At 67.9% G+C, this 24,241-nt stretch carries 23 protein-coding genes; 5 read left to right on the top strand and 18 right to left on the bottom strand.

Translation table 11 applies throughout. From position 1 onward, the window contains the following. From ABZS29_RS05100 to ABZS29_RS05130, 7 genes are all read right to left on the bottom strand, one after another. Positions 1-1,797 carry a glycoside hydrolase family 3 protein gene (locus ABZS29_RS05100; protein WP_355458712.1) on the bottom strand — a complete coding sequence of 599 codons (1,797 nt, stop codon included), beginning with the start codon at positions 1,795-1,797 and terminating at the stop codon, positions 1-3. Between the two features lie 88 nt (positions 1,798-1,885). Continuing rightward, positions 1,886-3,061: a low temperature requirement protein A gene (locus ABZS29_RS05105; RefSeq protein WP_355458714.1), complete on the bottom strand. Its 1,176-nt coding sequence runs from the start codon at positions 3,059-3,061 to the stop codon at positions 1,886-1,888. Further along, positions 3,058-4,143, bottom strand: a complete 1,086-nt coding sequence (locus tag ABZS29_RS05110) for a Gfo/Idh/MocA family oxidoreductase (RefSeq protein WP_355458716.1) — start codon at positions 4,141-4,143, stop codon at positions 3,058-3,060. Before ABZS29_RS05110 ends, ABZS29_RS05105 begins: the two co-directional genes overlap by 4 nt. Beyond that, positions 4,136-4,906, bottom strand: coding sequence for a ThuA domain-containing protein (locus ABZS29_RS05115; RefSeq protein WP_355458718.1), 771 nt, complete (start codon positions 4,904-4,906; stop codon positions 4,136-4,138). Before ABZS29_RS05115 ends, ABZS29_RS05110 begins: the two co-directional genes overlap by 8 nt. A 24-nt stretch (positions 4,907-4,930) precedes the next feature. Further along, positions 4,931-5,746 carry a carbohydrate ABC transporter permease gene (locus tag ABZS29_RS05120; RefSeq protein ID WP_355458720.1) on the bottom strand — a complete coding sequence of 272 codons (816 nt, stop codon included), beginning with the start codon at positions 5,744-5,746 and terminating at the stop codon, positions 4,931-4,933. Positions 5,747-5,758: 12 nt separating this feature from the next. Continuing rightward, entirely contained in the window at positions 5,759-6,691 is a 933-nt protein-coding gene (locus ABZS29_RS05125) for a sugar ABC transporter permease (RefSeq protein ID WP_355458722.1), read from the bottom strand. Between the two features lies 1 nt (position 6,692). Then, on the bottom strand, positions 6,693-7,928 hold the full coding sequence (locus ABZS29_RS05130; protein ID WP_355458724.1) for an ABC transporter substrate-binding protein: 1,236 nt from the start codon (positions 7,926-7,928) through the stop codon (positions 6,693-6,695). A gap of 117 nt (positions 7,929-8,045) precedes the next feature. On the opposite strand from ABZS29_RS05130, the gene ABZS29_RS05135 reads away from it, so the two are divergent. Then, positions 8,046-9,050, top strand: coding sequence for a LacI family DNA-binding transcriptional regulator (locus ABZS29_RS05135; protein ID WP_355458726.1), 1,005 nt, complete (start codon positions 8,046-8,048; stop codon positions 9,048-9,050). A 368-nt stretch (positions 9,051-9,418) separates the two neighbouring features. Here ABZS29_RS05135 and ilvY read toward each other — a convergent pair whose 3' ends face one another. Then, entirely contained in the window at positions 9,419-10,267 is an 849-nt protein-coding gene (gene ilvY, locus ABZS29_RS05140) for an HTH-type transcriptional activator IlvY (RefSeq protein WP_355458727.1), read from the bottom strand. A gap of 74 nt (positions 10,268-10,341) precedes the next feature. Here ilvY and ABZS29_RS05145 point away from each other — a divergent pair, with 74 nt between their 5' ends. After that, positions 10,342-11,802: a ketol-acid reductoisomerase gene (locus tag ABZS29_RS05145; protein WP_355458729.1), complete on the top strand. Its 1,461-nt coding sequence runs from the start codon at positions 10,342-10,344 to the stop codon at positions 11,800-11,802. A 152-nt stretch (positions 11,803-11,954) separates the two neighbouring features. Here the strand turns inward: ABZS29_RS05145 and glmM are convergent, their stop codons facing one another. Genes glmM through rplM form a run of 3 tightly spaced genes read right to left on the bottom strand, consistent with a single transcriptional unit; the run spans position 11,955 to position 14,309 of the window. Further along, entirely contained in the window at positions 11,955-13,301 is a 1,347-nt protein-coding gene (gene glmM, locus ABZS29_RS05150; RefSeq protein WP_355458731.1) for a phosphoglucosamine mutase, read from the bottom strand. A 7-nt stretch (positions 13,302-13,308) separates the two neighbouring features. Further along, complete coding sequence (gene rpsI / locus ABZS29_RS05155) at positions 13,309-13,821, bottom strand: 30S ribosomal protein S9 (RefSeq protein ID WP_355460821.1); 513 nt, start codon at positions 13,819-13,821, stop codon at positions 13,309-13,311. A 44-nt stretch (positions 13,822-13,865) separates the two neighbouring features. Beyond that, positions 13,866-14,309, bottom strand: a complete 444-nt coding sequence (rplM, locus tag ABZS29_RS05160; protein ID WP_355458733.1) for a 50S ribosomal protein L13 — start codon at positions 14,307-14,309, stop codon at positions 13,866-13,868. A gap of 288 nt (positions 14,310-14,597) precedes the next feature. On the opposite strand from rplM, the gene ABZS29_RS05165 reads away from it, so the two are divergent. Then, positions 14,598-15,884, top strand: coding sequence for a citrate synthase (locus ABZS29_RS05165; protein WP_344144653.1), 1,287 nt, complete (start codon positions 14,598-14,600; stop codon positions 15,882-15,884). A gap of 68 nt (positions 15,885-15,952) precedes the next feature. Here the strand turns inward: ABZS29_RS05165 and ABZS29_RS05170 are convergent, their stop codons facing one another. Continuing rightward, a complete protein-coding gene (locus ABZS29_RS05170; RefSeq protein WP_355458734.1) occupies positions 15,953-16,402 on the bottom strand; it encodes a nuclear transport factor 2 family protein in 450 nt (149 codons plus the stop codon). A 120-nt stretch (positions 16,403-16,522) separates the two neighbouring features. Between ABZS29_RS05170 and ABZS29_RS05175 the strand changes: the two genes are divergently transcribed. Then, positions 16,523-17,074 carry a helix-turn-helix domain-containing protein gene (locus ABZS29_RS05175; protein ID WP_355458736.1) on the top strand — a complete coding sequence of 184 codons (552 nt, stop codon included), beginning with the start codon at positions 16,523-16,525 and terminating at the stop codon, positions 17,072-17,074. Continuing rightward, on the top strand, positions 17,071-18,039 hold the full coding sequence (locus ABZS29_RS05180) for a hypothetical protein (protein WP_355458737.1): 969 nt from the start codon (positions 17,071-17,073) through the stop codon (positions 18,037-18,039). The genes ABZS29_RS05175 and ABZS29_RS05180 overlap by 4 nt, the downstream gene beginning before the upstream one ends. On the opposite strand, the gene ABZS29_RS05185 is transcribed toward ABZS29_RS05180, so the two are convergent. From ABZS29_RS05185 to truA, 6 genes are read right to left on the bottom strand one after another with little or no spacing between them, the layout of a single operon-like run. Then, entirely contained in the window at positions 18,028-19,761 is a 1,734-nt protein-coding gene (locus ABZS29_RS05185; protein WP_355458738.1) for a hypothetical protein, read from the bottom strand. The genes ABZS29_RS05180 and ABZS29_RS05185 overlap by 12 nt on opposite strands. Before the next feature lie 16 nt (positions 19,762-19,777). Continuing rightward, positions 19,778-21,460 carry an ATP-binding cassette domain-containing protein gene (locus ABZS29_RS05190; RefSeq protein ID WP_355458740.1) on the bottom strand — a complete coding sequence of 561 codons (1,683 nt, stop codon included), beginning with the start codon at positions 21,458-21,460 and terminating at the stop codon, positions 19,778-19,780. Positions 21,461-21,508: 48 nt separating this feature from the next. Continuing rightward, complete coding sequence (locus tag ABZS29_RS05195; RefSeq protein WP_355458741.1) at positions 21,509-22,282, bottom strand: hypothetical protein; 774 nt, start codon at positions 22,280-22,282, stop codon at positions 21,509-21,511. After that, positions 22,275-22,808 carry a SigE family RNA polymerase sigma factor gene (locus tag ABZS29_RS05200; RefSeq protein WP_355458743.1) on the bottom strand — a complete coding sequence of 178 codons (534 nt, stop codon included), beginning with the start codon at positions 22,806-22,808 and terminating at the stop codon, positions 22,275-22,277. Before ABZS29_RS05200 ends, ABZS29_RS05195 begins: the two co-directional genes overlap by 8 nt. 5 nt (positions 22,809-22,813) lie before the next feature. Continuing rightward, positions 22,814-23,425 carry a methyltransferase gene (locus tag ABZS29_RS05205; RefSeq protein WP_355458745.1) on the bottom strand — a complete coding sequence of 204 codons (612 nt, stop codon included), beginning with the start codon at positions 23,423-23,425 and terminating at the stop codon, positions 22,814-22,816. Further along, complete coding sequence (truA, locus tag ABZS29_RS05210; RefSeq protein WP_355458746.1) at positions 23,418-24,230, bottom strand: tRNA pseudouridine(38-40) synthase TruA; 813 nt, start codon at positions 24,228-24,230, stop codon at positions 23,418-23,420. Before truA ends, ABZS29_RS05205 begins: the two co-directional genes overlap by 8 nt. Between the last annotated feature and the right edge of the window lie 11 nt (positions 24,231-24,241).

The following is a 24,241-nucleotide window of genomic DNA, read 5'->3' on the forward strand; positions in this document are numbered from 1 at the left end:
TCACCAGCTCATTCCGTGGCCGAAGGGATACAGGGGTGTCTGCGGCTGACCGGCGACCGGGATGTCGACGGGCAGCTTGCCGGTCGGCCGGATCTCGCCGTACAGGGCCTTGGCCAGCGATTCCATCGAGACCGCCGCGTAGCCGTAGGTGGCCAGGAACGTCGGCGCGGCGTCGAAGTACGCGATGTCGTACGGGTCCTGGACCGCGACGACGATCACGGGTTTGCCGGTGGCCAGCAGGTCGTTGACCAGCTTGCGTTGCTTGCCGAGCTTGTCGGTGACCTTCGAGTCCCAGGCCTTCCGCGTCAGGACGACGGTCACGTCGTTCTCGGCCGCCTTCGCCACCGAGCCGGCGATGGCGGTGTCGCTCGGTGCCGCGCCGGTCTGGGCGACGGTGGTCACCGCGCCCCGTTTGCTCAAGCTGTTCGCGAGGTTCTGCGTGGTCGAGACACCCCAACCGGTGACCAGGATCTTCCGCGGGGTGTTGCTCAGCGGAAGTGTCTTCGTGTCGTCCTTGACCAGCGTGATGCTCTTGTCGACGATCTGCTGTGCCGTGGCCAGGCTGGCCGCCGGTCCCATCGCCGCGGGCACCTTGGCGACATCGACGTACGGCTGGAACAGAACGCCGTTCTTCAGCTTGAGCAGCAGGATCCGCAGCAGGCTCTCGTCGATCCGCCGCTCGCTGATCCGCCCGGACCGGACCGCATCCAGCACCGCGTTGAACTGCACCTCCGGCGCCGGCGGCAGCAGCAACTGGTCGACCCCGGCCTCGATCGCGCGGACCGCGGCCTCGGCATCGCCGTACTGCTTGCGGACGGCGGCCATCTCCAGGCCGTCGGTCACGATCACACCCCGGAACCCGAGCTGTTTGCGCAGCACGCCGGTCAGGATCGGTTTGCTCAACGTCGCCGGATCACCGGACGGATCCAGTGCCGGTACGACGATGTGCGCGGTCATGATCGAGTCGATCCCGGCCTTGATCGCCGCCTTGAACGGTGGCGCGTCGATGGTGTTCCACTGCTCGAGCGTGTGGTTGATCGTCGGCAGCGCGGTGTGGCTGTCGTCGACCGTGTCCCCGTGGCCGGGGAAGTGCTTCGCGGTCGCGGTGATTCCGGCGTCGCGCTGGAAACCCTGGACCTGCGCGGCGGTCAGCTCGGCGACCAGCTTCGGATCGCTGGAGAACGAGCGGGTGCCGATCACCGGGTTGAGCGCGTTGACGTTCACATCGGCGTCCGGCGCGTAGTCCTGCCGGATCCCGATCGCCTTGAGCTCGCGGCCGGTGATCGCGGCCGCCGTCCGGGCGTCCGTCGTACTGCGGGCCGCGCCGAGCGCCATGTTGCCGCCGAACTGCGTGGCCGGTGGCCCGATCCGGGTCACGACCCCTTGCTCCTGGTCGGTGGCGATCAGGAGCGGCACATGCAGCCCGGTCCCGATCGCGGCCTGCTGGAGCTGATTGGAGAACGTCGCGACCTGGGTCGGGTTCTGCACGTTGCCGCGGCCGTCGAAGTAGATCCAGCCGCCCGGCTTGTACTTCGCGACCACCTCGGCCGGCGTGGCGACGCCGTACAGGGTGGTGTTGCGGGCGTCGGGCTGGTTCGCGTCGGGTCCGTAGGCGAACAGCACGAAGAGCTGTCCGACCTTCTCCTCCAGCGACATGTGCTGGATGGTCGCGACGGCCTGCGCGAGACCGGGCGATTGAGGCGGTTCGGCAGCGGCCGTCATCGACACTCCTGCCACGGTCGTGGCCAGGGCGAGCCCGGCCAGGCTGAGGCGGCGAAGGATGGGAAGGGCGGGCATGGCGGACCCCCAACAGTAAGTGAATTACAGACGCATCCCCCAATGGCGAAAGTTAACCACAACCCCGCCACAGTGGGTCAAGGGGAAACTACTGCTCGCCACCGACAGTAATTGGCGGACGCACCACGAGCACCACGACGATCGCCGCCATCAGCACCGCCGTGATCAGGAACGGCACCGGAATGATCGGGTCGAGAAGCACCAGCAAAGCCCCCACCGGTACGACGATGTTCACCACCCGATCGGCGTTCTGGCGCAAAGCGATCCACCAGATTCCGAGCACAAAAACGGCGATCGGCACGGTCACCGTGAACGACGCGACGAACTCACTGAGCTTGCTGTGATGCGTGATGACATCGATCTGCACCTCGACACCCGCCGAGAACGCGCCGGCCGCGGCGAACACGAAGTAGTGCACATAGCCGTAGCGCAACGAGTTGGTGAACGACGTGATCGCGCGGTGGTGCGGCGGCCAGAAGTAGATCCACCACAGCGCCGCGGTCACGACCAGAGTGAGCACTGAGACCGCAATGAGCGGTGCGAGCCGGTCGTGCTCGTGGACCGCGTCGATGATCGCGTTGGCCGAGGCCAGCAGGCTCTCACCGAGCAAGATCAAGGTGAACAGGCCGTACCGCTCGGTGATGTGGTGCGGGTGCCATGGCGTCGGCTTGCCTCGGCGCTCCGCCAGCACCGGCACCGCGAGCTCTGCGATGACGAACAGCACCCAACCGAGCGTGGTGACCTCGTGCGGCAGGAACAGCAGGATGACCCAGAGCACCTGGACCACGGCGATCCCACCCGCGTAGTACTGCGTCACCCGCCGGGTCTCCGCGGAGGCCTGGGAGGCACGCAGCCACTGCGCGATCATGGCCACCCGCATCACGACGTACCCGACCACAACCACTCTGAAGTCGTTGTCGGCGAAGACTCGCTCGATGCCGGCCGCCAGCACGAGCACACCGCTCATCTGGACGATTGTCAGCACCCGGTAGAGCCAGTCGTCGGTCGCGAACGAGGTGGCGAACCAGGTGAAGTTCATCCACGCCCACCAGATCGCGAAGAACACCATCACGTAGGCCAGCAGCCCGTGCGCGATGTGGTTCTCGGTGAGGGCGTGGTGCAGCTGGGCGGCCGCGATACTCACCGCGACCACGAAGACCAGGTCGAAGAACAGCTCCAGCGTTGACGCGACGCGCCCCGGCTCGTGCGGGTCCCGCGGGCGCATCGGCGTCAACCGCAAGCGTGGAGTGCTGCTCGTCGTCATGCCTCCAGAGTCTTCAGTACGTCCGGCCAAGACTCCAAGCAGGCTCGCACAGCACTGTCTGTCGCAGTAGCGATCGCCTCGGCATGCGCAGCAGTCAGTACGTCGGCAATCCGCACCGGCGCACCCGTAGCCGCAGACTGTACGGCGGCCTCGACCATAGCCACGCTGATCACGTTGGAGTGCGCCTCCGACTGCGGCACAGTGCCCGAGCGAACCGCAGCAACGAACTCGGCCAGCGAACCGGCGATCTCCTCCGGCTCATCCGTCAGCTCCGCCACCACTGCCTCGCCCGACGCCAGTTCCACGGTCGGTGCGTTGTCACCGTCCCAGTACGCCGTACCGCCCGCCGTACTGGCTCGCCAGTGACCGTTCCACGATGTCTCGAGACCCGGTGCGCACCAACTGCCGTTGAAAGCGAACCGGGTGCCGTTGGCGAAGGCAAACACTGCATTGGCAGCCGCATTGCCCTCGAACCAGCTCCACTCCGGGTTGTAGGACTCGCAGTACACCGACACCGGCGCAGAACCGATCAGTTTGCGAGCCAGGTCGAACTGGTGGATCGCCATGTCGATCAGCAGCGGCTCGGCCATCCGTTCCCGGAAGCCACCGAAGTGCGGCGCCTTGAAGAACTCGCACGACAGCGACCCGACCGCTCCCAGCTCAGCGATCTGGCGGGCGAACGCGTTGCCGGCCCGGAAGTACCGCCGGGACTGCGAGACCATCAACAGCTTGCCGCTGATCTCCGAGGCGGCCACCATCTGCAGGCACTGCCGCACACTCTCGGCCAGCGGCTTCTCCGACAGCACCGGCAACCCGAGGCCCAATGCAGTAGCACTCACGACAGGGTGCGCGGCCGGAACCGTCACATCCACGACCGCATCGGCACCGGCCGCCAGCTCGTCGATCGACGCCGCCACGGGCACGTCGCCGTACCCGTGCTCGTCGGCGGCCTGGCGGGCCAGCGCTACGTCCAGATCAACAAGCCCCACCAGCACGACGTCCGGGTTCTTGGCGATGTTGCCGAGCCAGGCGCGCCCCATGCCGCCTGCGCCGACCTGCAGCAGCCGTAGCGGCTCAGGCATCGACCGCCTCCTCGATCGGGCCGCCGTAGCCGTGCCCGTTGAAGAAGTCGCCCGTCTCGTACCGCAGCAACGTCGGTACGGCGCGCTCCGGCCGATCCGACTTCGCCCAGGCGACGCCGTTCGCGATCACCCGGCGGATGTCCTTGTGGTGGTAGACCGGGAAGTCCTGGTCACCGGGCGAGAAGTAGAAGATCTTCCCGTGTCCCCGGCGGAACGTGCAGCCGGACCGGAACGCCTCGCCGCCACTGAACGTCGAGATGAAGATCAGCTCGTCCGGGACCGGGATGTCGAAGAACTCGCCGTACATCTCCTGCTGCTCGATCTCGATCGGATGCGGCACGCCTTGGGCGATCGGGTGCGTCGGGTTCACCGTCCAGATCAGCTCGCGGTCCTGCTCACTGCGCCAGCGCAGCGTGCACGACGTACCCATCAGCTTGCCGAAGATCTTCGACCAGTGGCCGGAGTGCAGGACGACCAGTCCCATGCCGGCGAGCACGTGCTGGTACACGCGCTCGACCACCTTGTCCTCGACCTCGCCGTGCGCCGCGTGCCCCCACCAGACCAGGACGTCGGTGTTCTCCAGCACCTCCTCGGTCAGGCCGTGCTCGGGTTCGTCCAGAGTCGTGGTGGAAACGTCGGCGTCGAGGTTTTCGCGGATGCCGGCGGCGATGGTGCTGTGCATGCCGTCGGGATAGATCTTCGCGACATGCGGCTCGGTCTGCTCGTGCCGGTTCTCGCCCCAGACGAGTACGCGAATCGTCATCTGTCGATGTCCTTTTCGAGGGGGTTACTTGACCGCTCCGCCGACGGCGCCGGCGGCGATGTACTTCTGGGCGGCGATCAGCAGCACGACGGCCGGGATCGCCGACAGGACCGCGGTGGCCATCACCGCGTTCCAGTTCTGCACCTGAGTCCCCAGGTACTGGTAGATGCCGAGCGTGACCGGGCGGACGCCGCCCTTGGTGGTCAGCGTCAGCGCGAACAGGAAGTCGCTCCACGAGAACAGGAAACTGAACAGTCCCGCGGTGATCAGGGAGTTCCGGCTGATCGGCAGCACGATCGCGACGAAGGCCCGGAGCAGTCCGGCGCCGTCGACCCGCGCGGCCTCCACCAGCGACGGCGGCAGCGATTGCATGAACGACCGCAGGATCAGGATCGCGAACGGCAGCGTGCTGCTGAGGTTCGCGACGATCAGCCCGGGAATCGAGTTCAGCAGGCCGATCCGTTCGTACGCCGTGTAGAGCGCGTTGGCGATCACGATGCCCGGAATCATCTGCGAGATCAGGATCGCCAGCAGCCCGATCGACACCCAGCGGGAACGGAACTGCGACAGCGCATAGGCACAAGGCGCCGCGATCGCCAGACTCAGCACGACCGTCCCGGTCGCGATGAGCAAGCTGGTGACGAGGTTGCCGCCCTGCTCGCTGAGCGCCCGCCGGTAGCCGGCGAAGCTCGGATCGAGCGGCAGAAAACCGGCCGTCAAGGTGTTGCCGGACGGTTGCAAGGACGCGTTCAGCATCCAGTAGACCGGGAAGAGCATCACGCCCAGGATCACGACGCCGATCACCGTGTACGCCGCGCGCCGGGTGGCCGAATCTGTCATCTCCAGGCCTCCTTACTCGTCGACGGCACGGCGGGTGCCGCGCAGGTAGAAGATCGCGAACAGGAACGACAGCGCGATCAGCAGGTTGCTCAGGGCCGCGCCCTCGCCGAACTTGAAGTCCACGAAGGACCGCTCGTACGACTGCGTCGCCAGCGTCTGGGTCGCGTTGGCCGGGCCGCCGCCGGTCAGACCGAGGATGATGTCCAGCACCTTGATCGTGTAAACGACGCCGAGCATCAGCACGACGCTGGCCACCGAGCGCAGGTTCGGCCAGGTGATGTGCGTGAACGCGCGCCACCCGGTCGCCCCGTCCAGCTGGCCGGCCTCGTACAGCTCGTCGGGGATCTCCGCCAGCCCCGAGTAGAGCAGGGTGACGTTGAACGGGATCCCGATCCAGATGTTCACGCCGATCACCGCGATCAGCGCCACCGACGGCGAGTTCAGCCACGGGACCGGCTGGTCGATCAGGTGCAGGCCGGTGAGGGTGCGGTTGAGGATGCCGCTGTCCTGCTCGAGAATCGAGCGCCAGGTGGCGCTCGACACGATCAGCGGCAGCAGCCAGGGCAGCAACAGCAGCGACCGCAGCAGACCGCCGAGGGGGAACTTCCGCCGGAAGAACAGCGCGAGCGCCAGGCCGATGGCGAACTGGAAGGCGATCGAGCCGATGGTGAACAACGCGGTGTTCACCATCGCCTGCGAGAACAGCTGATCGCTCACCATCGCCGAGTAGTTCTTCAGCCCGACGAACGGCGCCTGCCCGGTGAAGAACGTGCGCAGACCGTAGTCCTGCAGGCTCATCACCAGGTTCTTCACGACCGGGTACCCGAACAGCGCGGCCATCGCGAGCGCGGCCGGCAGCACGAACAAGACCTTGGTCAGGTTCTCGCCCCGCCGGCCCCGCTGTCGTCGTACGGCGACCGTCCGCGTCAGTGTCGCCTGCGCCATGTCAGCCGCCCGAGGCCTGCTTGAAGGCATCCTGTGCCGAGGCCTTGCCGGTCAAGGCCAACTGGATCGCCTGGTAGATCACCTTGGCGGCATCCGGCCACTTGTCGCCGAGCTTGCCGGTCCGGGCGCGGGCCGTCTTGACCTGCTCGGCGAACGCCTTCATCGACGGCACCTCCTTGGCGTACTGGTCGAGCAGCGCGGTCCTGGTCGGAAGGGTGAAGCGGGCCTTCGCCCAGGCCAGCTCGTTCTCGTCGGAGTTCAGGCACTTCACGAAATCGGCGGCCTTCTGCTGCTTGGCCTGGTCCTTGTTCAGCGGGACCGTCCAGGCTTCACCGCCGAGCGGCGCGACCGGGGTCTGATCCGGCTTGTTCAGCGGGAAGGTGACGGTGTCCCACTTGATCTTCGGGCTCTCCTGCAGCGCCGGGATCTGCCACGGGCCGTTCACCATCATCGCGGCCTTGCCGGCCACGAACTGGTCCTTGGCGTCGCCCTGGGTCCAGTTGATCACGCTCTTCGACGCCGAGCCGGACTGGACGAGATCGACCCACAGTTGCAGGGCTTCGGCCACCTGCGGGCTCTTCAGGTCGGTCTCGTCGCCGCCGTTGGTCCACATCGCCGGCAGGAACTGCCACGACCCTTCGTACGTCGCGTTGGCGTTGAACGCGATGCCGTAGCGGCCGGGCTTGGTCAGCTTCTTGGCGGCGGCCTTCAGCTCGTCCCAGGTCTTCGGCGGCTGTACGCCGGCCTCCGCCAGCATGTCCTTGTTGTAGAACAGCGCGAGCGTGTTCGTCACCGGCGCCAGTCCGTAGAGCTTGCCGTCGTACGACGTCGCGTCGACCATGCCCTGAATGACGCCGTCCGCGTTCAGCCCGAGGTCGTTCAGGGGCGCCAGGGCGCCGGTGGCCGCGATCTGCTGGACGTCGGGGTTGTCGAGCATCAGGACGTCGGGCAGTGTCTTCGAGGACGCCTGCTGCAGCACCTTCTGGATCAAGGTGTCACCAGGCACCGTCTCCCGCTGGATGGTGACCCCGAGCTTGGTGCCACAGGCATCGAGGCCCTTCTGGACCAGCGCCTTGTCGGGGTCGTTGTTGTAGTAGTCGAGGACGGTCAGGCTGGTGACCGTACTGCCGGACGACGTACCGCCGCCGTTTCCGTCGCCGCTCCCGCCACACGCCGCCAGGGCGAGTGCCAGGGCGATCGCACCCGCCAGTACGGCGGTCGGCCGCTTGCTGCTCATCACATCGGACTCCTTGCACAGTTGCCGGTAAAGCGCTTAACTCCGAGGTGAAAGGACTATGTTCCTTGGGTCACAGTGGTGTCAAGAGTTCACAAGGGGGCGACTTCGATGGTCACCATGCGCGACGTCGCGGAACGCGCGGGCGTGTCGATCGCGACGGTGTCGTTCCTGCTCAACGACACCAAGCCGGTCACGCCGGCGACCCGGGCGCGGATCGAGGCTGCGATGGCCGAGCTCGGCTATCGGCGGAACGTGGTTGCTCGTGCGCTGGCCAGCCGGCGGACGCGGATCATCGCGATGGCCTATCCCGCGCTTGAGCACCGCTTCGGGATGTCGACGGCGGAGTTCTTCACCGCTGCGGCTGAGCGGGCTCGCGCGAAGGAGTACCACCTGGTGCTGTGGCCGGTGGGCAACGACGGCGTTGAGCTGCGAGAGTTGCTGGGTCAGGGCTTGGTCGACGGCGTAGTACTGATGGAGGTCCAGCTGGCTGACCCGCGGGTCGCGGTGCTCCGGGAGACTGCGATGCCGTTCGCGTTGATCGGCCGGACGACTGAGCTCGATGGGCTGGCCCACGTGGACATCGACTTCGACGCGACGGTCGAGGCCGCGGTCGAGTATTTGTACGGGCTTGGGCATCGCTCGCTGGCGTTGATCTCGGGCGACCTGGCGGATCCCCGGTTCCACGACTACGGGCCGTGGGTTCGGACAGAGGCGGCGTACCGGCGGGTGGCGGGCGAATACGGGCTGCGGATCGTGGTCGAGCCGTCGTCGGATACGCCGCGCGGCGGCCGCGAAACCGCTGAACGCCTGCTGGATCAGCACCCCGAGACGACCGCGATCCTGGTCGCGAACGAGTACGCGACGCTGGGCGTCGTCTCCGCGTTGAGGCGCCAGGGGCGTGATGTGCCTGGCGATCTCTCGGTGCTGTCGCTGTTGATGGTCCCCGAAGTCGCCGCCCTCAGCGACCCCGAGCTCACCTACCTCCGGACCCCCGGCTCCGAGCTCGGCCAACTCGGCATCGAAGCCCTCATCCGCCAACTCGAAGGCGCCGCCCCCCTCCCACCCCAGCTAGTCCCCGCCACCCTCCACCCCGGCAACACCGTCGGCCCCCCACCCACCTAGCCCTCGCAGCGCTCGCCGGCACACCCCCATTTGGTGGGCTGACCCACGGGAGTGTGGGTGGGCTAGCTGCAGGCGGTTGGCCCACCCACCACCGCGTGGGCTTACCCACCAAATGGCTTGGCGACTCGGCCGGGGTGGCAGGGCGTGGACCCGGGCGGGGTGGCACGGGCGTGGACCCGGGCGGGGTGGCACGGGCGTGGACTCGGGCGGGGTTGAGCGTCGGGAAGGACAGGTGGTGGTTGGCTGGTGGGGCTGATCGGCAGCGCGCTGAGCGTGCTCGCGGGGCGTCGCCAAGGACACGTAGTAGTCGCTCCAACCACCTCCACCAGCAACCCGCTGAGCGTGCAGCCCACCCCGCGCGCGACCTACTACGTGTCGTTGCCGACGTCGGTTCCATCCCAGAGCGCGGCGACCATCGGCCGGTGCAGGTCCGATCGGCGGACGCACAGGCCGATTCGGAGTTGCTCGAGAGGGAGTTCGGTTCGGCGTTCGACTAGGCGGCCGGAGAAGGTGGAGGTGTCGAGCACGAGCCGGGGGACGATGCCGATCCCGAGTCCGAGGTCGACCAGCGCCAGCAGGGCTTCGTGGCCGTCGGGCTCTGCTGCGATCGAGGGTCGCAAACCCTGTCGGCGGAACCAGCGGAACGCGGCCTCGCGGACCAGTCCGCGCGCAGGAACGACGTACGGGCTGTCTGACGGCACGCCTGGAGCGCTGACCAGGATGAGGTCGGTCGTGGCGATGGTGCGGCTGACCAGGGTGCCGGGGAGTCGTTGGGGGATGCCGGCGACCGCGGCGTCGACCTCGCCCTCGTCCAGCCGGGCCAGCGCCATCGCAGCGTCGCCGGTGCGGATGTCGAGGCGAATCTGCGGGTGCGCGGAGCGGAGTGGAGCCAGCAGATCAGGGAGGAGGGCTTCGCAGGCGGTGACGGTGGCGAAGATGCGTAGCTCGCCGGTGAGGTCTTGCGGTACTTCGGTACCGGCGCGGTAGTCGTTCCACAGGCTCAGGACTTGTTCCGCGTACGCCGTGAAGCGGCGGCCGTCGGCGGTGAGGACGACGCCGCGCGGGCCGCGATCGAACAGGCGGCTGCCGGTGCGGGCTTCGAGGCGCTGGATGGTTCGAGTCAGGGTTGCGGCGCTGACGTGGGACTCGAGGCTGGTGCGGCCGTAATTGAGCGTGCGGGCGAGATGCAGGAACAGTTCGAGCTCGCGGTGATCCATGTTTCACCTCCCGCAACGCTGCGATGCGAATCTTGCGCTTGCTGCAAGAGTAGGTCCGGTCTTCACTGAAAGACATGACCACCATCGACTCGACGGTCTTCACGACCGAGACCATGACGGTGCCCGGCGGTACCGAGACCATCCTCCGCGGCGGCCGTGACCTGTTCCCGCTGCTCCCCCGGGCCTTCCACGGCATCAGCAGGATCGGCGTACTCGGCTGGGGACCGCAGGGGCGGGCGCAGGCGCTCAACCTGCGCGACTCGCTGGCCGGGACCGGCATCACCGTGTCGGTCGGCCTCCGGCCGGGCTCGACGTCCGCAGACGACGCTCGCGCCAACGGGTTCACCGAGGAGAACGGCACCCTCGGCGAACTGCTGACCGTCGCGGCCGAGGCCGACCTGGTGATCCTGCTGATCGCCGACGCGGCGCTGGCCGCTCAGCACGAGACGATCTTCCAAGCGTTGAAGCCCGGCGCCACGATCGGCCTGTCGCACGGCTTCCTGCTCGGCCATCTGCAGGCGAGCGGTCGCGACTTCCCCACCGGTCACCCGGTGATCGCGGTGTGCCCGAAGGGCATGGGCGATTCCGTACGGCGCCTCTACCAGCAAGGCGCGACCGTCAACGGCGCCGGGATCAACGCGAGCATCGCCGTCCACGCGGACCCGGACGGCCATGCGACCGATCGGGCGCTGGCGTGGTCGGTCGCCCTTGGGTCGCCATACACGTTCGCCACCACGCTGTCGGCTGAGTACCGCTCGGACATCGTTGGGGAGCGGGCGATTCTGCTCGGTGCGGTGCATGGGCTGGTCGAGGCGCTCTACCGGTATTTCCGGCTTGAGGGGGCCGACCCGGTGACGGCGTACGAGCGGTCGACGGAGGCGGTGACCGGGCCGATCGCACGGACGATCTCGGCCGCCGGGCTGCCCGCCGTACGGGCTGCGTTGTCGGGCAAGGATCAGGAACTGTTCGATCGCGCCTACAGCGCGGGTTATCAGCCGGCTCGTGACCTGGTCGCCGAGATCTACGATGAAGTTGCCGAGGGCACCGAAATTCGGAGCGTCATCCTCGCGGAGAGCCGCCTCGCCACGCGGCCGATGACCGCGATCGCGGGGAGCGAGATGTGGTCGCACAGCGCGGAGGTGCACGCCCGACGCGGAGCGGCAACCGCCATCGATCCCGTCACCGCGGGGTTGTTCGTGGCCACGATGACGGCTCAGGTGGACGAGTTCGCGGACCGCGGGCATGTGTGGTCGGAGATCGTGAACGAGTCGATCATCGAGGCGGTCGATTCGCTGCTGCCGTACATGCATGCTCGCGACGTCGCCTACATGGTCGACAACTGTTCGCGGACGGCCCGGCTCGGCACCCGGCGCTGGGGTCCGCGGTTCCAGGCGGCGTACGAGCAGCTCGCACTGCCGGCCCTCGACGCCCCGGCCGATCCGAAGGCCATCGACGCCTTCCTCACCAACCCCGTCCACGAGGCCCTCGCCGTCGCCGCCCAGCTCCGCCCGTCAGTCGACATCTCCGTGTCCTGATGTGACTGGCCAGGCACCCAAATGATGGGTTCGGCACCCGCATTCAGAGTGCAGAACCCCCGATCTCCGTGGCTAGGCAGCCAAATGCGGCGGTGGGGAGGGGAAATGCGGCGGCCCCGGAACCAGTGAGGTCCGGGGCCGTCGGCGGTGGTTCAGAGCTTCAGCGAGGATTCGACCACGTCGGCGAGCGAGTGGGCGATCTCGTCGGCCAAGTCGGAGGACTCGGCCTCGACCATGACGCGGACCAGCGGCTCTGTGCCCGAGGGGCGCAGCAGGACGCGGCCGGTGTCACCGAGGCGCTTGGTGGCTTCGGCGACGGCGGCCTGGACGGTCGCGTCGCTCCCGGCGCGGGCCTTGTCGACGTTCTTCACGTTGACCAGGACCTGCGGGAGCCGGGTCATCACGCCGGCCAGGTCGGCCAGTGACTTCCCGGTCTGGGCGATCCGGGCCAGCAGCATGACCGCGGTCAGCGTGCCGTCGCCGGTGGTGGCGTGGTCGGACAGGATCACGTGCCCGGACTGCTCACCGCCGAGCTTGTGACCGCCGGCCTTCATCGCCTCCAGTACGTACCGGTCGCCGACCTTGGTCTGCTCGACCGCGATCCGCTCCCGGACCATCGCCTGGACGAACCCCAGGTTGCTCATCACGGTCGCGACGACGGTGTCGTTGGACAACCGGCCGCTGTCGCGCATCGCCAGGGCCAGGATCGCGAGGATCTGGTCACCGTCCACCAGTTCACCGTTGGCGTCGACCGCCAGGCAGCGGTCGGCGTCGCCGTCCAGGGCGATGCCCAGGTCGGCGCGGTGGCCGATCACCTCACGCTGCAGACCCTCCAGGTGGGTGGATCCGCAGTTCAGGTTGATGTTCAGGCCGTCCGGCGCGGCAGCGTACGTGATCACCTCGGCACCGAGCCGGCGCAGCGTCTCCGGAGCCGTCAGCGAGGCGGCGCCGTTGGCGCAGTCGATGACGACCTTGACCCCGTCGAACCGGTTGGGCGCCGAGCGGACCAGGTGCGAGACATACGTCTCGAAGCCCTGCCCGTCGTCGAGCACACGGCCGACTGCTCCGCCGGTCGGGCGCTGCCACTCCTCGCCGACCCGGACCTCGATCGCGTCCTCGATCTTGTCGTCGAGTTTGATCCCGCCGCGGGCCAGGAACTTGATGCCGTTGTCCGGCATCGCGTTGTGGCTGGCCGACAGCATGACGCCGAGGTCGGCACCGGTCGAACCGGTCAGATAGGCGACGGCCGGGGTCGGCAGTACGCCGAGCTTGAACACGTCCACGCCGGCGCTGGCCAGTCCGGCCACCACAGCGGCTTCCAGGAACTCTCCACTGGCGCGTGGATCCCGCCCCACAACGGCGCGTGGCCGGTGCCCTTCGAAGGCACCGGCCTCGCCGAGTACATGAGCTGCCGCGACCGAGAGGTCGAGCGCCAGCTCCGCGGTCAGGTCCACGTTTGCCAGGCCACGGACTCCGTCCGTACCGAACAAACGCCCCATCAGGTGATCAGCGCTTGCTGTACTGAGGAGCCTTGCGGGCCTTCTTGAGACCGGCCTTCTTGCGCTCCTTGATCCGCGCGTCGCGGGTGAGCAGACCGGCCTTCTTCAGACCGGGCCGGTTCGCCTCCTCGTCGGCGGCGTTCAGGCACCGGGCCACACCCAGCTGCAGCGCACCGGCCTGGCCGGTGATGCCGCCGCCGTTGATCCGGGCGATCACGTCGTACGAGCCCTCGAGGCCCGCGACGACGAACGGCTCGTTCACGTGCTGCTGGTGGACCTTGTTCGGGAAGTAGACGTCCAGCGGCTTGCCGTTGACGGTCCACTGACCCGTGCCGGGCACCAGGCGGACGCGCGCGACGGCCTCCTTGCGGCGGCCGGTGGCGCCGGCCGGGTTGATCACCGCGACACGCCCCGTCTCGGCGCGCTGCTCCGGCGACGGGTTCGTCTCGGAGGTGTAGGCGACCGGGCCCTCGCTGTCGATCGGGACCTCGGGGTCGAACTCTGCAGTCTCGGTGGTGATGTCGCTCACGCTGAAAATCCTCGTTTACCTGGCTCGTCGATCGCTTACTGGGCGATCTGGGTGATCTCGAACGTCTTGGGCTGCTGGGCCGTGTGCGGGTGCTCCGGACCGGCGTAGACCTTCAGCTTGGTGAGCAGCTTCCGGCTCAGACGGTTCTTCGGGAGCATGCCCCAGACAGCCTTCTCGACGGCCTTGCGAGGGTCCTTCTCGAGGATCTCGCCGATCGGCGTGGCCGTCAGACCACCCGGGTGACCCGAGTGGCGGTAGGCGAGCTTGTCCGTGCGCTTGTTGCCGGACAGGCTGACCTTGGAGGCGTTGATGACGACGACGAAGTCGCCGCCGTCGACGTGCGGAGCGAACGTCGGCTTGTGCTTGCCGCGGAGCAGAGTGGCGATCTGAACGGCGAGCCGACCGAGCGTCACATCGGTAGCGTCGATCACGTGCCACTCGCGAGTGACGTCCGCAGGCTTCGGGCTGTACGTGCGCACGGTCGTTGACCTTCGTTTCTCAGAGGTTGACAAAACAAGTACGTCGGCGAGCGGTCCGCCGGACAGGATTGAACCTCTTCGGGACCTGAAACGCACAACAGCAGCCCAGAATACCGGCGTACGCCACCTGGGGTCAAAGTGAGCCCAGGTCCGATCGGGACCCCGGCTTGGAAGCAGCAGAGGACCGCACTAGTTTAGCGGTGAAGATTGCAGTCCGAATCGCGTCCCGCCGGCTGATATACACCCTCACTCACCCAGGCGATGACGCCAGCTTCCGAAGAGGGCATCGTGACCGAACAGTCGCTCACCGTCCGGGACAACCGGACCGGCAAGGACTACGACCTTGCCATCACCGATGGCACTATCCGTGCCGCAGATCTCAAGCAGATCAGCGCAACCGACGGAGACGGTGGCCTCGCCACCTACGACCCCGGCTTCGTCAACACCGCCTCGACCCGGTCCTCGGTCACCTTCATCGACGGTGACAAGGGCATCCTGGAGTACCGCGGCTACCCGATCGAGCAGCTCGCCGAGCAGTCGAACTACCTCGAGGTGGCGTACCTGCTGGTGAACGGCGCGCTGCCGAACAAGGCGGAGTACGAAGCCTGGGTGCACGACGTGACATATCACACCTTCGTGCACGAGAACCTGAAGACCTTCATGCAGGGCTTCCGGTACGACGCGCACCCGATGGGAATGCTGCTGGCCTCGGTCGGCGCGCTCTCGACGTTCTACCCGGAGTCGCGGGAGATCTTCGACGAGGAGTCCCGGGCCCTGCAGATCCGCCGGCTGATCGCGAAGATGCCGACGCTGGGCGCCTTCTCGTTCCGGCACGCGCAGGGCAAGCCGTACGTCTACCCGGACAACGAGCTCAGCTACGCGGCCAACTTCTTGTCGATGCTGTTCAAGATGAGCGAGCCCAAGTACGCCGCCGACGACCGGCTGGTGCGCGCACTGGAGATCCTGTTCATCCTGCACGCCGACCACGAGCAGAACGCGTCCACCAACGCGGTCCGCGCGATCGGCTCCACCCAGGTCGACCCGTACTCCGCGGTGACCGGTGGCATCGCCGCCCTCTACGGCCCGCTGCACGGCGGCGCCAACGAGGCGGTGCTGAAGATGCTGCGCCGGATCGGCTCGGTCGACAACGTGCCGTCGTTCATCGAGGGCGTCAAGAACGGCGAAGAGCGGCTGATGGGCTTCGGCCACCGGGTCTACAAGAACTACGACCCGCGCGCCAAGATCATCAAGAAGGCCGCCGACGACGTCTTCGAGGTGACGGGCATCAACCCGCTGCTGAAGATCGCCGTCGAGCTGGAGAAGATCGCGCTCGAGGACGAGTACTTCGTCTCCCGCAAGCTCTACCCGAACGTGGACTTCTACTCCGGCCTGATCTACGAGGCCCTGCAGTTCCCGCCGGAGATGTTCACGGTGCTGTTCGCCATCCCGCGCACCTCGGGCTGGCTGGCGCAGTGGCTGGAGTCGCTCGGCGACACCGACCAGAAGATCGCGCGCCCGAAGCAGATCTACACCGGCGCCCGCGGCGTCCAGTACGTCCCGATGGGCGACCGCTAGTAGCTCATTGGGAACGGCCCCGGTCCGGCGTATCGCCAGGGACCGGGGCCGTTGCTGCGCTTCTGGAGCTACGACGCGCCGCCGGCCGCCGCCGGTTCCGTCGTGATTTCGGCGATCCGCTCGCGGGCTCTCGCCATCGCCGCGTGGTCGACGTAGTCCCGCGACTCCACGATCTCGCCGTCGCGCACCCGCAGGACGAAGACACAGGGCACGTGGAACGACTCGTCGGAGCCTTTGACCGTGCCGAGGTAGGCGAACTCCCCCACGATCACCTCGGGGTCCTCGGTCCGGTGCACCACGATGTCCACCGCCTCGAAACGCACGAGGGGGTCCTCCGGGGAGTCCTCGCCACCACCGAAGTGGGCGCGGAGCTCGGTGCGGGAGCGCAGGGGCTCCGGGCGGTCCGGATGCATCGGATGCCGTACGTCGGTCTGTTCGGCGTACAGCTCGGGGAGACCGGCGTACCGGCCGGCGGCGACGCCGTGGACCAGGGTGCGGAAGACCTCTTCGGGAGTCATGGACGGAGCCTAGAACGGAGTGGGGTTCCGAAGAGTTGGCTTCGTTTACAACCAAATGGGTGTTTCAGAGCGTCTCTTCCTACGAGGCACGGGGGTTGCCACGAAGGAGAGGGGTCTGGGGTGCGAGCTGATGCGCGGGACAATCGGGCGCGAATTCTGATGGCGGCGGACGAGGTGTTCGGCCAGTCGCCGCACGCGTCGACCGACGCGGTGGCCAAGTTGGCGGGGGTGGGTATCGCGACTGTCTTCCGGCATTTTCCGACGAAGACGGATCTGCTGGAGGCGGTCCTGACCCAGCGCTTGGAGCGGTTGCGGCAGCAGGCGCTGACGCTGGCGGCCGGGGAGAACGCCGGACGCGCGTTCTACGCGTTCTTCAGCCAGGTGGTGATGGAGTCGTCCGCCAAGCTGGCGGTCGGTGAGGCGCTGACCGCTGCGGGTGTCGCGGCCGGTGAGGATGCCCGGAAGGCGGCAGCCGGGCTGCGGGAAGCCTTCGGTTCGCTGCTGTCCGAGGCGCAGCGCACTGGCGCGGTGCGGCGCGACGCCGGCCTGCCGGAGGTCTACGCGCTGCTGATCGGCGCCTCCCGAGGCGCTACGACTCGCAACGTGGACCCGGAGGTCCGGAACCGCATGCTCGGCCTCGTGTACGCCGGTCTGCGCCCTGCTGCTGCGTGAGACGCCGACGCAAGCTCGTCCTGCTGGGCCTACTGGTCTTCGCACTGCTGATTCCCGGCACCTACGCGCTCTCGCTCCGCCTGCAGTACGCCGGTGAGCCGTCGGCCCGCACTCGGAACCATGACGCGCTCTGGCTCGGCCATGCCTGGGTCGATGGCCGCAAGACCGCAGCCGACGTCACCGCGTTGGCCAAACGACTGCAGGACACAGGTATCCGCGACCTGTACGTGCACACCGGTCCGCTTGAGCACGACGGCACGCTGGACCTGGCTCGCGTGTCGCCACAGGCGCGCTGGTTCACGACCGCGATGCGCGCGGCAGCGCCCGACGTACGGGTGCAGGCTTGGCTCGGCGACGTCGTACAGCCGGGCAAGAATCCGGGCATGGATCTCGATGACGCAGCTGTGCGGACGCAGGTGGTCGCCTCGGCGAAAAGCGTGCTGGCACAAGGGTTTCAGGGCATCCACTACGACTTCGAGCCGGTGCGGTCCGGCTCGCGCGGCTACCTCGCCGTACTCGACGAGACGCGCGCTTTGGGCGCACCGCTGTCCGTGGCGGCGCACCAGATCGACCCGCTCTGGCAGCTGCACCGCATCCCGATCGACAAGTGGTGGTCGCAGGACTACTTCCGTCAGGTCGCCGAACGCGTCAACCAGATCGCAGTGATGTCCTACGACACAGCCATGCCCTTGCAGTCCCTCTACGGCGGCTATGTCGCCAAGCAGACCAAGCTGGCGCTAGAGGTCACACCACCCGGCACAGACCTGCTCATGGGTCTGCCGGCGTACTGGGAAAGCAACCCCTCCCACTGGGGCCACGCCGAAACGGTCGCTGCCGCAGTCCGCGGCGCCAGCCTCGGTTTAGGTGATTCACCGCGCCAGAACTTCGGCCTGGCGATTTATGTGGACTTCACCGCCACAGAGGACAACTGGACGGCGTACCGCGACGGCTGGCTAGGTCAGTAGCAGCACGGCCGCGCAGACGGCCGCCAGCACGCCATCGATCAGCAGAATCGGCGCAACGCGCCGGCTGGCCGTCGCAGCCGCCAGTCCGTCGTGTGAGCGCAGTCGGAGCGCCTCGAACACGCGAGCTGCGCCCTGGATCTCGTCAGCAGCAATGCCGCCGACAACAGACCAGTCCTCGCCGGTCTCGAGATCCAGGCGGTCCTCCGTCACGTCGACCGCCCGAACCGACCGCCACGGCACGCTGCGCTCGAACCAGCCGCTGCGGATCCACACCTCGGACGTCGTGGCGATGACTCGGTAGAACACCTGGCTGCCTGCGAAGTGGACGAGATTGACGCCCAGCACGGCTGCCGCGATGCCGGCGAACTTGTCGTCCAGCCAGATCGGCAACACCCACGCAGCAACCGGTGTCAGCACCAGCGCCGCAACCCAGGCAGGCCGTTCCCACCACTCGCCAGGCTGCAGCGGCACCTCCCACGGCAGGTCCGGAAGCTCCTGCGCAGCCTCGATCTCAGGCTCAGCACGCTCGGCATGCACCGTCGGCTGGTCCGGGAGACCTTCCACGGACTCCGTGCGCCAGAGCGCGTTACGGGGCGCCCGCAGCGGACCGGTAGACCGCAATACCTGCTCTCCGAGCACGAACGTCGGCCAGCTGCCCTCGGCCAGCTCACCAACCAGCAGCGCCTCACCGCGGTACTGGCGCAGCGTGCCTTCCCACTCCCGCCGCAGCCGAGCCGGCGCCTCTTCCTCTTCCTCGTCCAGTACGTCGAACGCTGCGGCCAGCTCCGCATCGCGCTCGTCATCGTCGAGCTCGAGGTCCACGAACCCCAGCAGTACGGCGCCATCGGCCGACCGCACCGCGAACGCCATCGACGCGTCCGGCTCGAGCTGAACCGGTAGCCCCTGCCCGGTCCACGACCGACGCGGCCGAGCCCGACGCAGCTGCAGGTCGCGCACCACAAACAGCAGTGCCAGCACCCACGCACCACCCCCCACCGTGTACCACCAGGTGTTGTCGGCGAGCTCAGCACGCGGCCGCAGCCAGTCTGGATCCGCAGGGTCGACCAGCACCGGAACGCTCGCGCCGACATCGGGCGGGTCGGTCATGGTGGTGGTGTGCGTCCAGCCGTTAGGCAGCTTGAGTACGGCGTCTCCGTCATCCGTCACTCGGTCGACCACGGCCGTCTGCTCGACGGCTCGCCGTAGATGCGCGTCCTCACGCTGGTCCTGCCAGCGCATCACGAACAGCGCCGCGACACCGACCACCACAAGTGCACCGGCCACCAGAATCCGAGCCGTCACCCCGACGCGCTCAGCCGCCGGGATGCTCACCGGCCGCCGCGCTACGCCGCCGACCAGCCTGCGCTGCCTTCTGCGGCTGGCGAGCAGCCACACGAGCATCGCGGCGCAGACAGCGCCGTACAGGGTCCAGGCGGTCCGGGCGGCCTCGCCGTCGTCGTACTGGAGGTCGAAGGCCAGGAACAAGACCCCGGCACTGGCGGCCAGGATTGGCTGCCACCACCACAGCACCAGGGAGGCGAAGCAGACGATCATGACCAGCGAGAACACCCGATCCGGACCGCACGGATGCTCGAGCGAGCAGGCGGGTTCAGCGATTGCCGATGCAACGACGGCTGCGAGCCAGCCCGCCGGCAGCAGCCAGCGGTAGAGCCAGCTCGGCACGACGGCCCGAAGCCATCGGGCCGCGATCTCGCGAGTCATTGCACGACTGTACGGCTCAGCGCGCCCGCTGGACCCGACCTTCGTCCCAGACCGGCTCGTCGGATTCGTAGACGGTGCCGTCGGCACCGAAGACGAGGTGGCGATCGAAGCCCCGTGCGAACCAGCGGTCGTGGGTGACAGCGAGAACCGTGCCGTCGAAGGAGTCCAGGCCCTCCTCCAGCGCCTCGGCGGACTCCACGTCCAGGTTGTCGGTGGGCTCGTCGAGCAGGAGCAGGGTGGCGCCGGACAGCTCGAGCAGCAGGATCTGGAAGCGCGCCTGCTGGCCGCCGGAGAGGCTGTCGAAGGTCTGCTCGGCGGCGTGGGCCAACTCGTAGCGGTCGAGCTTCCGGGAAGCCAGTTCGCGGCCCATGCCGTCGCGATGGTCGTCGCCGCGATGCAGGATCTCCAGCAGTGTCTTGCCGACCAGCTCCGGGTGCTCGTGGGTCTGGGCGAACCAGCCGGGCCGCACGCGCGCACCGAGCTTCACAACGCCGGTGTGCGCGACCGGCGCGATCGGTACCTCGCCGATCGGCTGGTGCTCGATGTCCGGGTCGGTACCGCCGTTGGCGAGCAGGCGAAGGAAGTGCGACTTGCCGGACCCGTTGGACCCCAGTACGGCGACGCGTTCGCCGTACCAGACCTCTAGGTCGAAGGGCTTCATCAGACCGGTCAGCTCGAGTCCGGTGGCGACCACTGCCCGCTTGCCGGTGCGGCCGCCGGTCAAGCGCATGCTGACCTTCTGCTCGCGCGGCAGCTCCTGCGGCGGGCCGATCTCCTCGAACTTGCGGAGCCGGGTCTGTGCGGCCTTGTAGCGCGAGGCGAGGCCGTCGTTGTACGCCGCTTTGACCTTGTACATCTGCACCAGTGCCTTGAGCTTCGCGTGCTCCTCGTCCCAGCGCCGGCGCAACTCCTCGAACCGCTCGAAGCGGTCCCGCCGGGCGTCGTGGTACGTGCGAAATCCGCCACCGTGCGTCCAGGCGGTGTTGCCGGCCGCACCGAGCTCCACAGTGATGATGCGGGTTGCTGTGTTGGCCAGCAGCTCACGGTCGTGGCTGATGTAGAGCACCGTCTTGTCGGTGGTCCGCAGCTGCTCCTCGAGCCACCGCTTCCCCGGTACGTCGAGGTAGTTGTCCGGCTCGTCCAGCATCAGTACTTCGTCCGGTCCGCGCAGTAGGGCCTCCAGAACCAGGCGTTTCTGCTCACCACCGGACAGCGTCTTCACCTCACGCCACTGACAGCGGTCGAACGGGGCTCCGAGCGCAGACATCGTGCAGACGTCCCACAGCACCTCTGCGTCGTACCCGCCGACCTCACCCCAGTCGGAGATCGCCTGCGCGTACTTGAGCTGGCTCTTCTCGCTCTCGTCCTCCATCATCACCAGCTCGGCCTTCTCCAGCGTCGCCGCCGCGTGCTGGATCGCCTCCGGCGCCACACTGAGCAGCAGGTCCCGCACGGTCGACGAGTCCCGCACCGAGCCGACGAACTGCCGCATCACGCCGAGGCCGCCGGAGCGCGCGACACTGCCGCTGTGCGGCTTCAGGTCGCCCGCGATGATCTTGGTCAACGTGGTCTTGCCGGAGCCGTTCGCCCCGACCAGTGCGACCTTCGCACCGTCCGCCACCCGGAACGTGACGTCGTCCAGCAGCACCCGCCCGTCCGGCAGCTCGAACCCGATGCCGGCGACTTCTACGTGACCCATTCCCCCAGTCTGACCGGCCGACCCGTCAGCAGGCGAACGGATATCCCGTCACCAGTCCTTCAGCGCATCCAGGTACGTGCTGCCGGCCGGCCGCACCGAGCCGGTCATGAACAACTTCAGCGGCGCCGCGAAGAGGCCGTAGGTGTGGGTGCCGGTGAAGAAGCCCGGGGTGTTGCAGCCGGTGTACTCCACCCAGATCTCCCGGATGCCGTCGGCCGTGGTGAAGCGCAGCACGATCGCCTCACTCGGCTGAGCGGTCTGCGGTGCGCACTTGAAGACGGGCAGCTGAGAGTTCATCTCGGGCAGCACCTTGATCGCATCGACCACCTGCTGTGCGACTTGCGGGCTGTAGGTCTGCTGCCCGAGCAGTCCGCCGGCCTTGAGGTTGTAGCGGCACGCCAGCAGCCCGGACACCGGCGTACTGACGTCGAGTCCTGTCCCAGCCGGTACGGCGTTCGTCGCCGGCGCCTTGAGGATCGGATGCGCGGCCGGACACCCGGTTGGCGCAAGCGGCTGCGTAGGAACGGCCTCCGCGGTGCGCTCTGGCTGGCTGACCGCGACACCGCTCTTGTCCTCCGCCGCACCGCCCGCCGAGTCGGAGCTCGAGCTGGGCGAACCGAGCAACCCGTTCCAGACGCCGCCAACAGCAACCACGGCGAGCACAGCAGCAGCCGTCGACATCACTGCCTGCCGGCGCCGCCGTACGCGTCGCCGGGCGACCGACGCCAGCCCGCTGCTCGGCAGCTCTGTACCGTCCGCCTGGCTCCGGAAGGCCGAACTGAACTTGGGGCCGAGCTCCTGCTCAGGGTCGTGCTCAGGCATCCTCGGCTCCTTCCTTGCTCAGTGTGGTCTTCAGTGCGGCGAGCGCGCGGTGCACATGTGACCTGGCGGTCGCCTCCGCGCAGTGCAGCAGTACGCCGATCTCGGCGTACGAGAGTTCTTCGTAGAAGCGCAGTACGACGGCTGCGCGCTGCTTGTCCGGCAGCGTCGCGCACAGCGCCCAGACTGCCTCGGACTCGGCTCTGGCCGTCGCACCGTCCGGTGCGGCGGGCGCACTGCGGACGGGGTCCTCGACAGGTGCCTCGCGACGGCGGAAACGTCGCCACCAGGAGATGTGCGCGTTCACCACCATCCGCTTCACGTAGGCCTCCGGGTCGTCGGCGCGACTGACCCGTGCCCAGCGGGCACAGGCCGTCGTCAGCGCGTCCTGGACGGCATCCTCGGCCAGCGCCTTGTCGCCGGTGAGCACATAGGCGAACCGCATCAGTGCGTCGGCCTTCTGACCGACCCACTGCTCGAACTCGATCGACTCCGATCGCGCCTCCGCTGCCGCCAAGGCTGCCTCCATAACCCTCAGGACGGCGTCGGACCCGCGTTCGTTGCACGCAGTACCCGGAACCCCTTGGCACTGCCGATCCGCTCGCAGGGATAGCCCTGCTCGGTCATCCAGCGCTGCAGCGAGTCGCCGCCGAGGTTCTTGCCGACCACGAACCATGCCACGCCGCCGGGCGCAAGGCGAGCAAGCCAACGCAACAACATCTTGTGCAGCTCTGGCTTGCCGATATGGATCGCCGGGTTCGACCAGATCTGGTCGAACAGCAGGTCTCCCGGTACGTCGTCCGGCAGCGCGGTGTGGACGCGGTCCGCAACACCGGCCGCCTTGGCGTTCTCGGCGGTCAGCTCCAGCGCCCGGGTGTTCACGTCGACCGCCCACACCTCGGCACTCGACTCCACGGCCAGTGCGCAGGCGATCGGCCCGTAGCCGGTTCCCAGGTCGAGGAACGTCCCCGTGCCCGTCGGTGCGGGCACCTCGCGCAACAGCACCGCCGTACCGATGTCCAGACGGTCTCTGGAGAAGACTCCGGTCGCCGTGGTGAACGTGTAGTCGCGTCCCCAGATCCGGCCTTCCACAGTACGGCGGATGTCCGCCGAACCAGGCTCCGCCGAGAAGTAGTGGTCAGCCACGCTGGTGTACCTCTCCCCTGACCTGTCGGGCCTGCCGGGCCCGCGCGGCCAGCTCGTTGTCCGCCGGATACCGCACTTCTTCCAAGGTGAGCCCATGAGCGGGCACCACCGCCACTGCCGAGTCCCTAGTGCGGGTTTTGAGCACCGCCCCGGGCCAATCGATCTCTCGACGCCCGTCTCCGACCGGAATCATCGAACCCACCAGCGCCCGCACCATCGAGTGACAGAACGCATCCGCGATCACTGTCCCCTCCAACAGCCCAGGCGCCGTGCGCCGCCACGAGTACTCCAGCAGCGCCCGTACGGTGCTCGCGCCCTCCCGCTTCTTGCAGAACGCCGCGAAGTCGTGCTCGCCCAGCAACTGCGCCGCCGCCGCATTCATCCGCTCCACATCCAGCGGCCGGGGCACCCGGAGTACGTGCCCGCGCGTCAGCGGGTCCCAAGCAGCAGCGTCATCACAGAGCCGGTAGACGTACCGCCGTGCCACCGCGGAAAACCTCGCGTCAAAGCCCTCTGGAGCCGCCGTCACGGACGTAACCACCACATCCGCAGGTAGCACGCCGTTCAGCGCTCTCAAGAGCCTGTGCGGCTCCACAGCGGCTTCCGAGTCGAAGTGCGTCACCTGACCACGGGCGTGGACGCCGGTGTCCGTACGACCGGCGCACGTCACCGCCACGCGCTCGGGCAACCGCAGTACGGTCTGCAATGCGTCTTCCAGCGCGCCCTGCACGGTCCGGAGACCATCCTGACGGGCCCAGCCGTGAAAAGCCGTCCCGTCGTACCTGAGGTCTATCCGCCAACGCACACGGCAATCTA

This window comes from Kribbella sp. NPDC005582 (assembly GCF_040605415.1).
Classification (GTDB): Bacteria; Actinomycetota; Actinomycetes; order Propionibacteriales; family Kribbellaceae; genus Kribbella.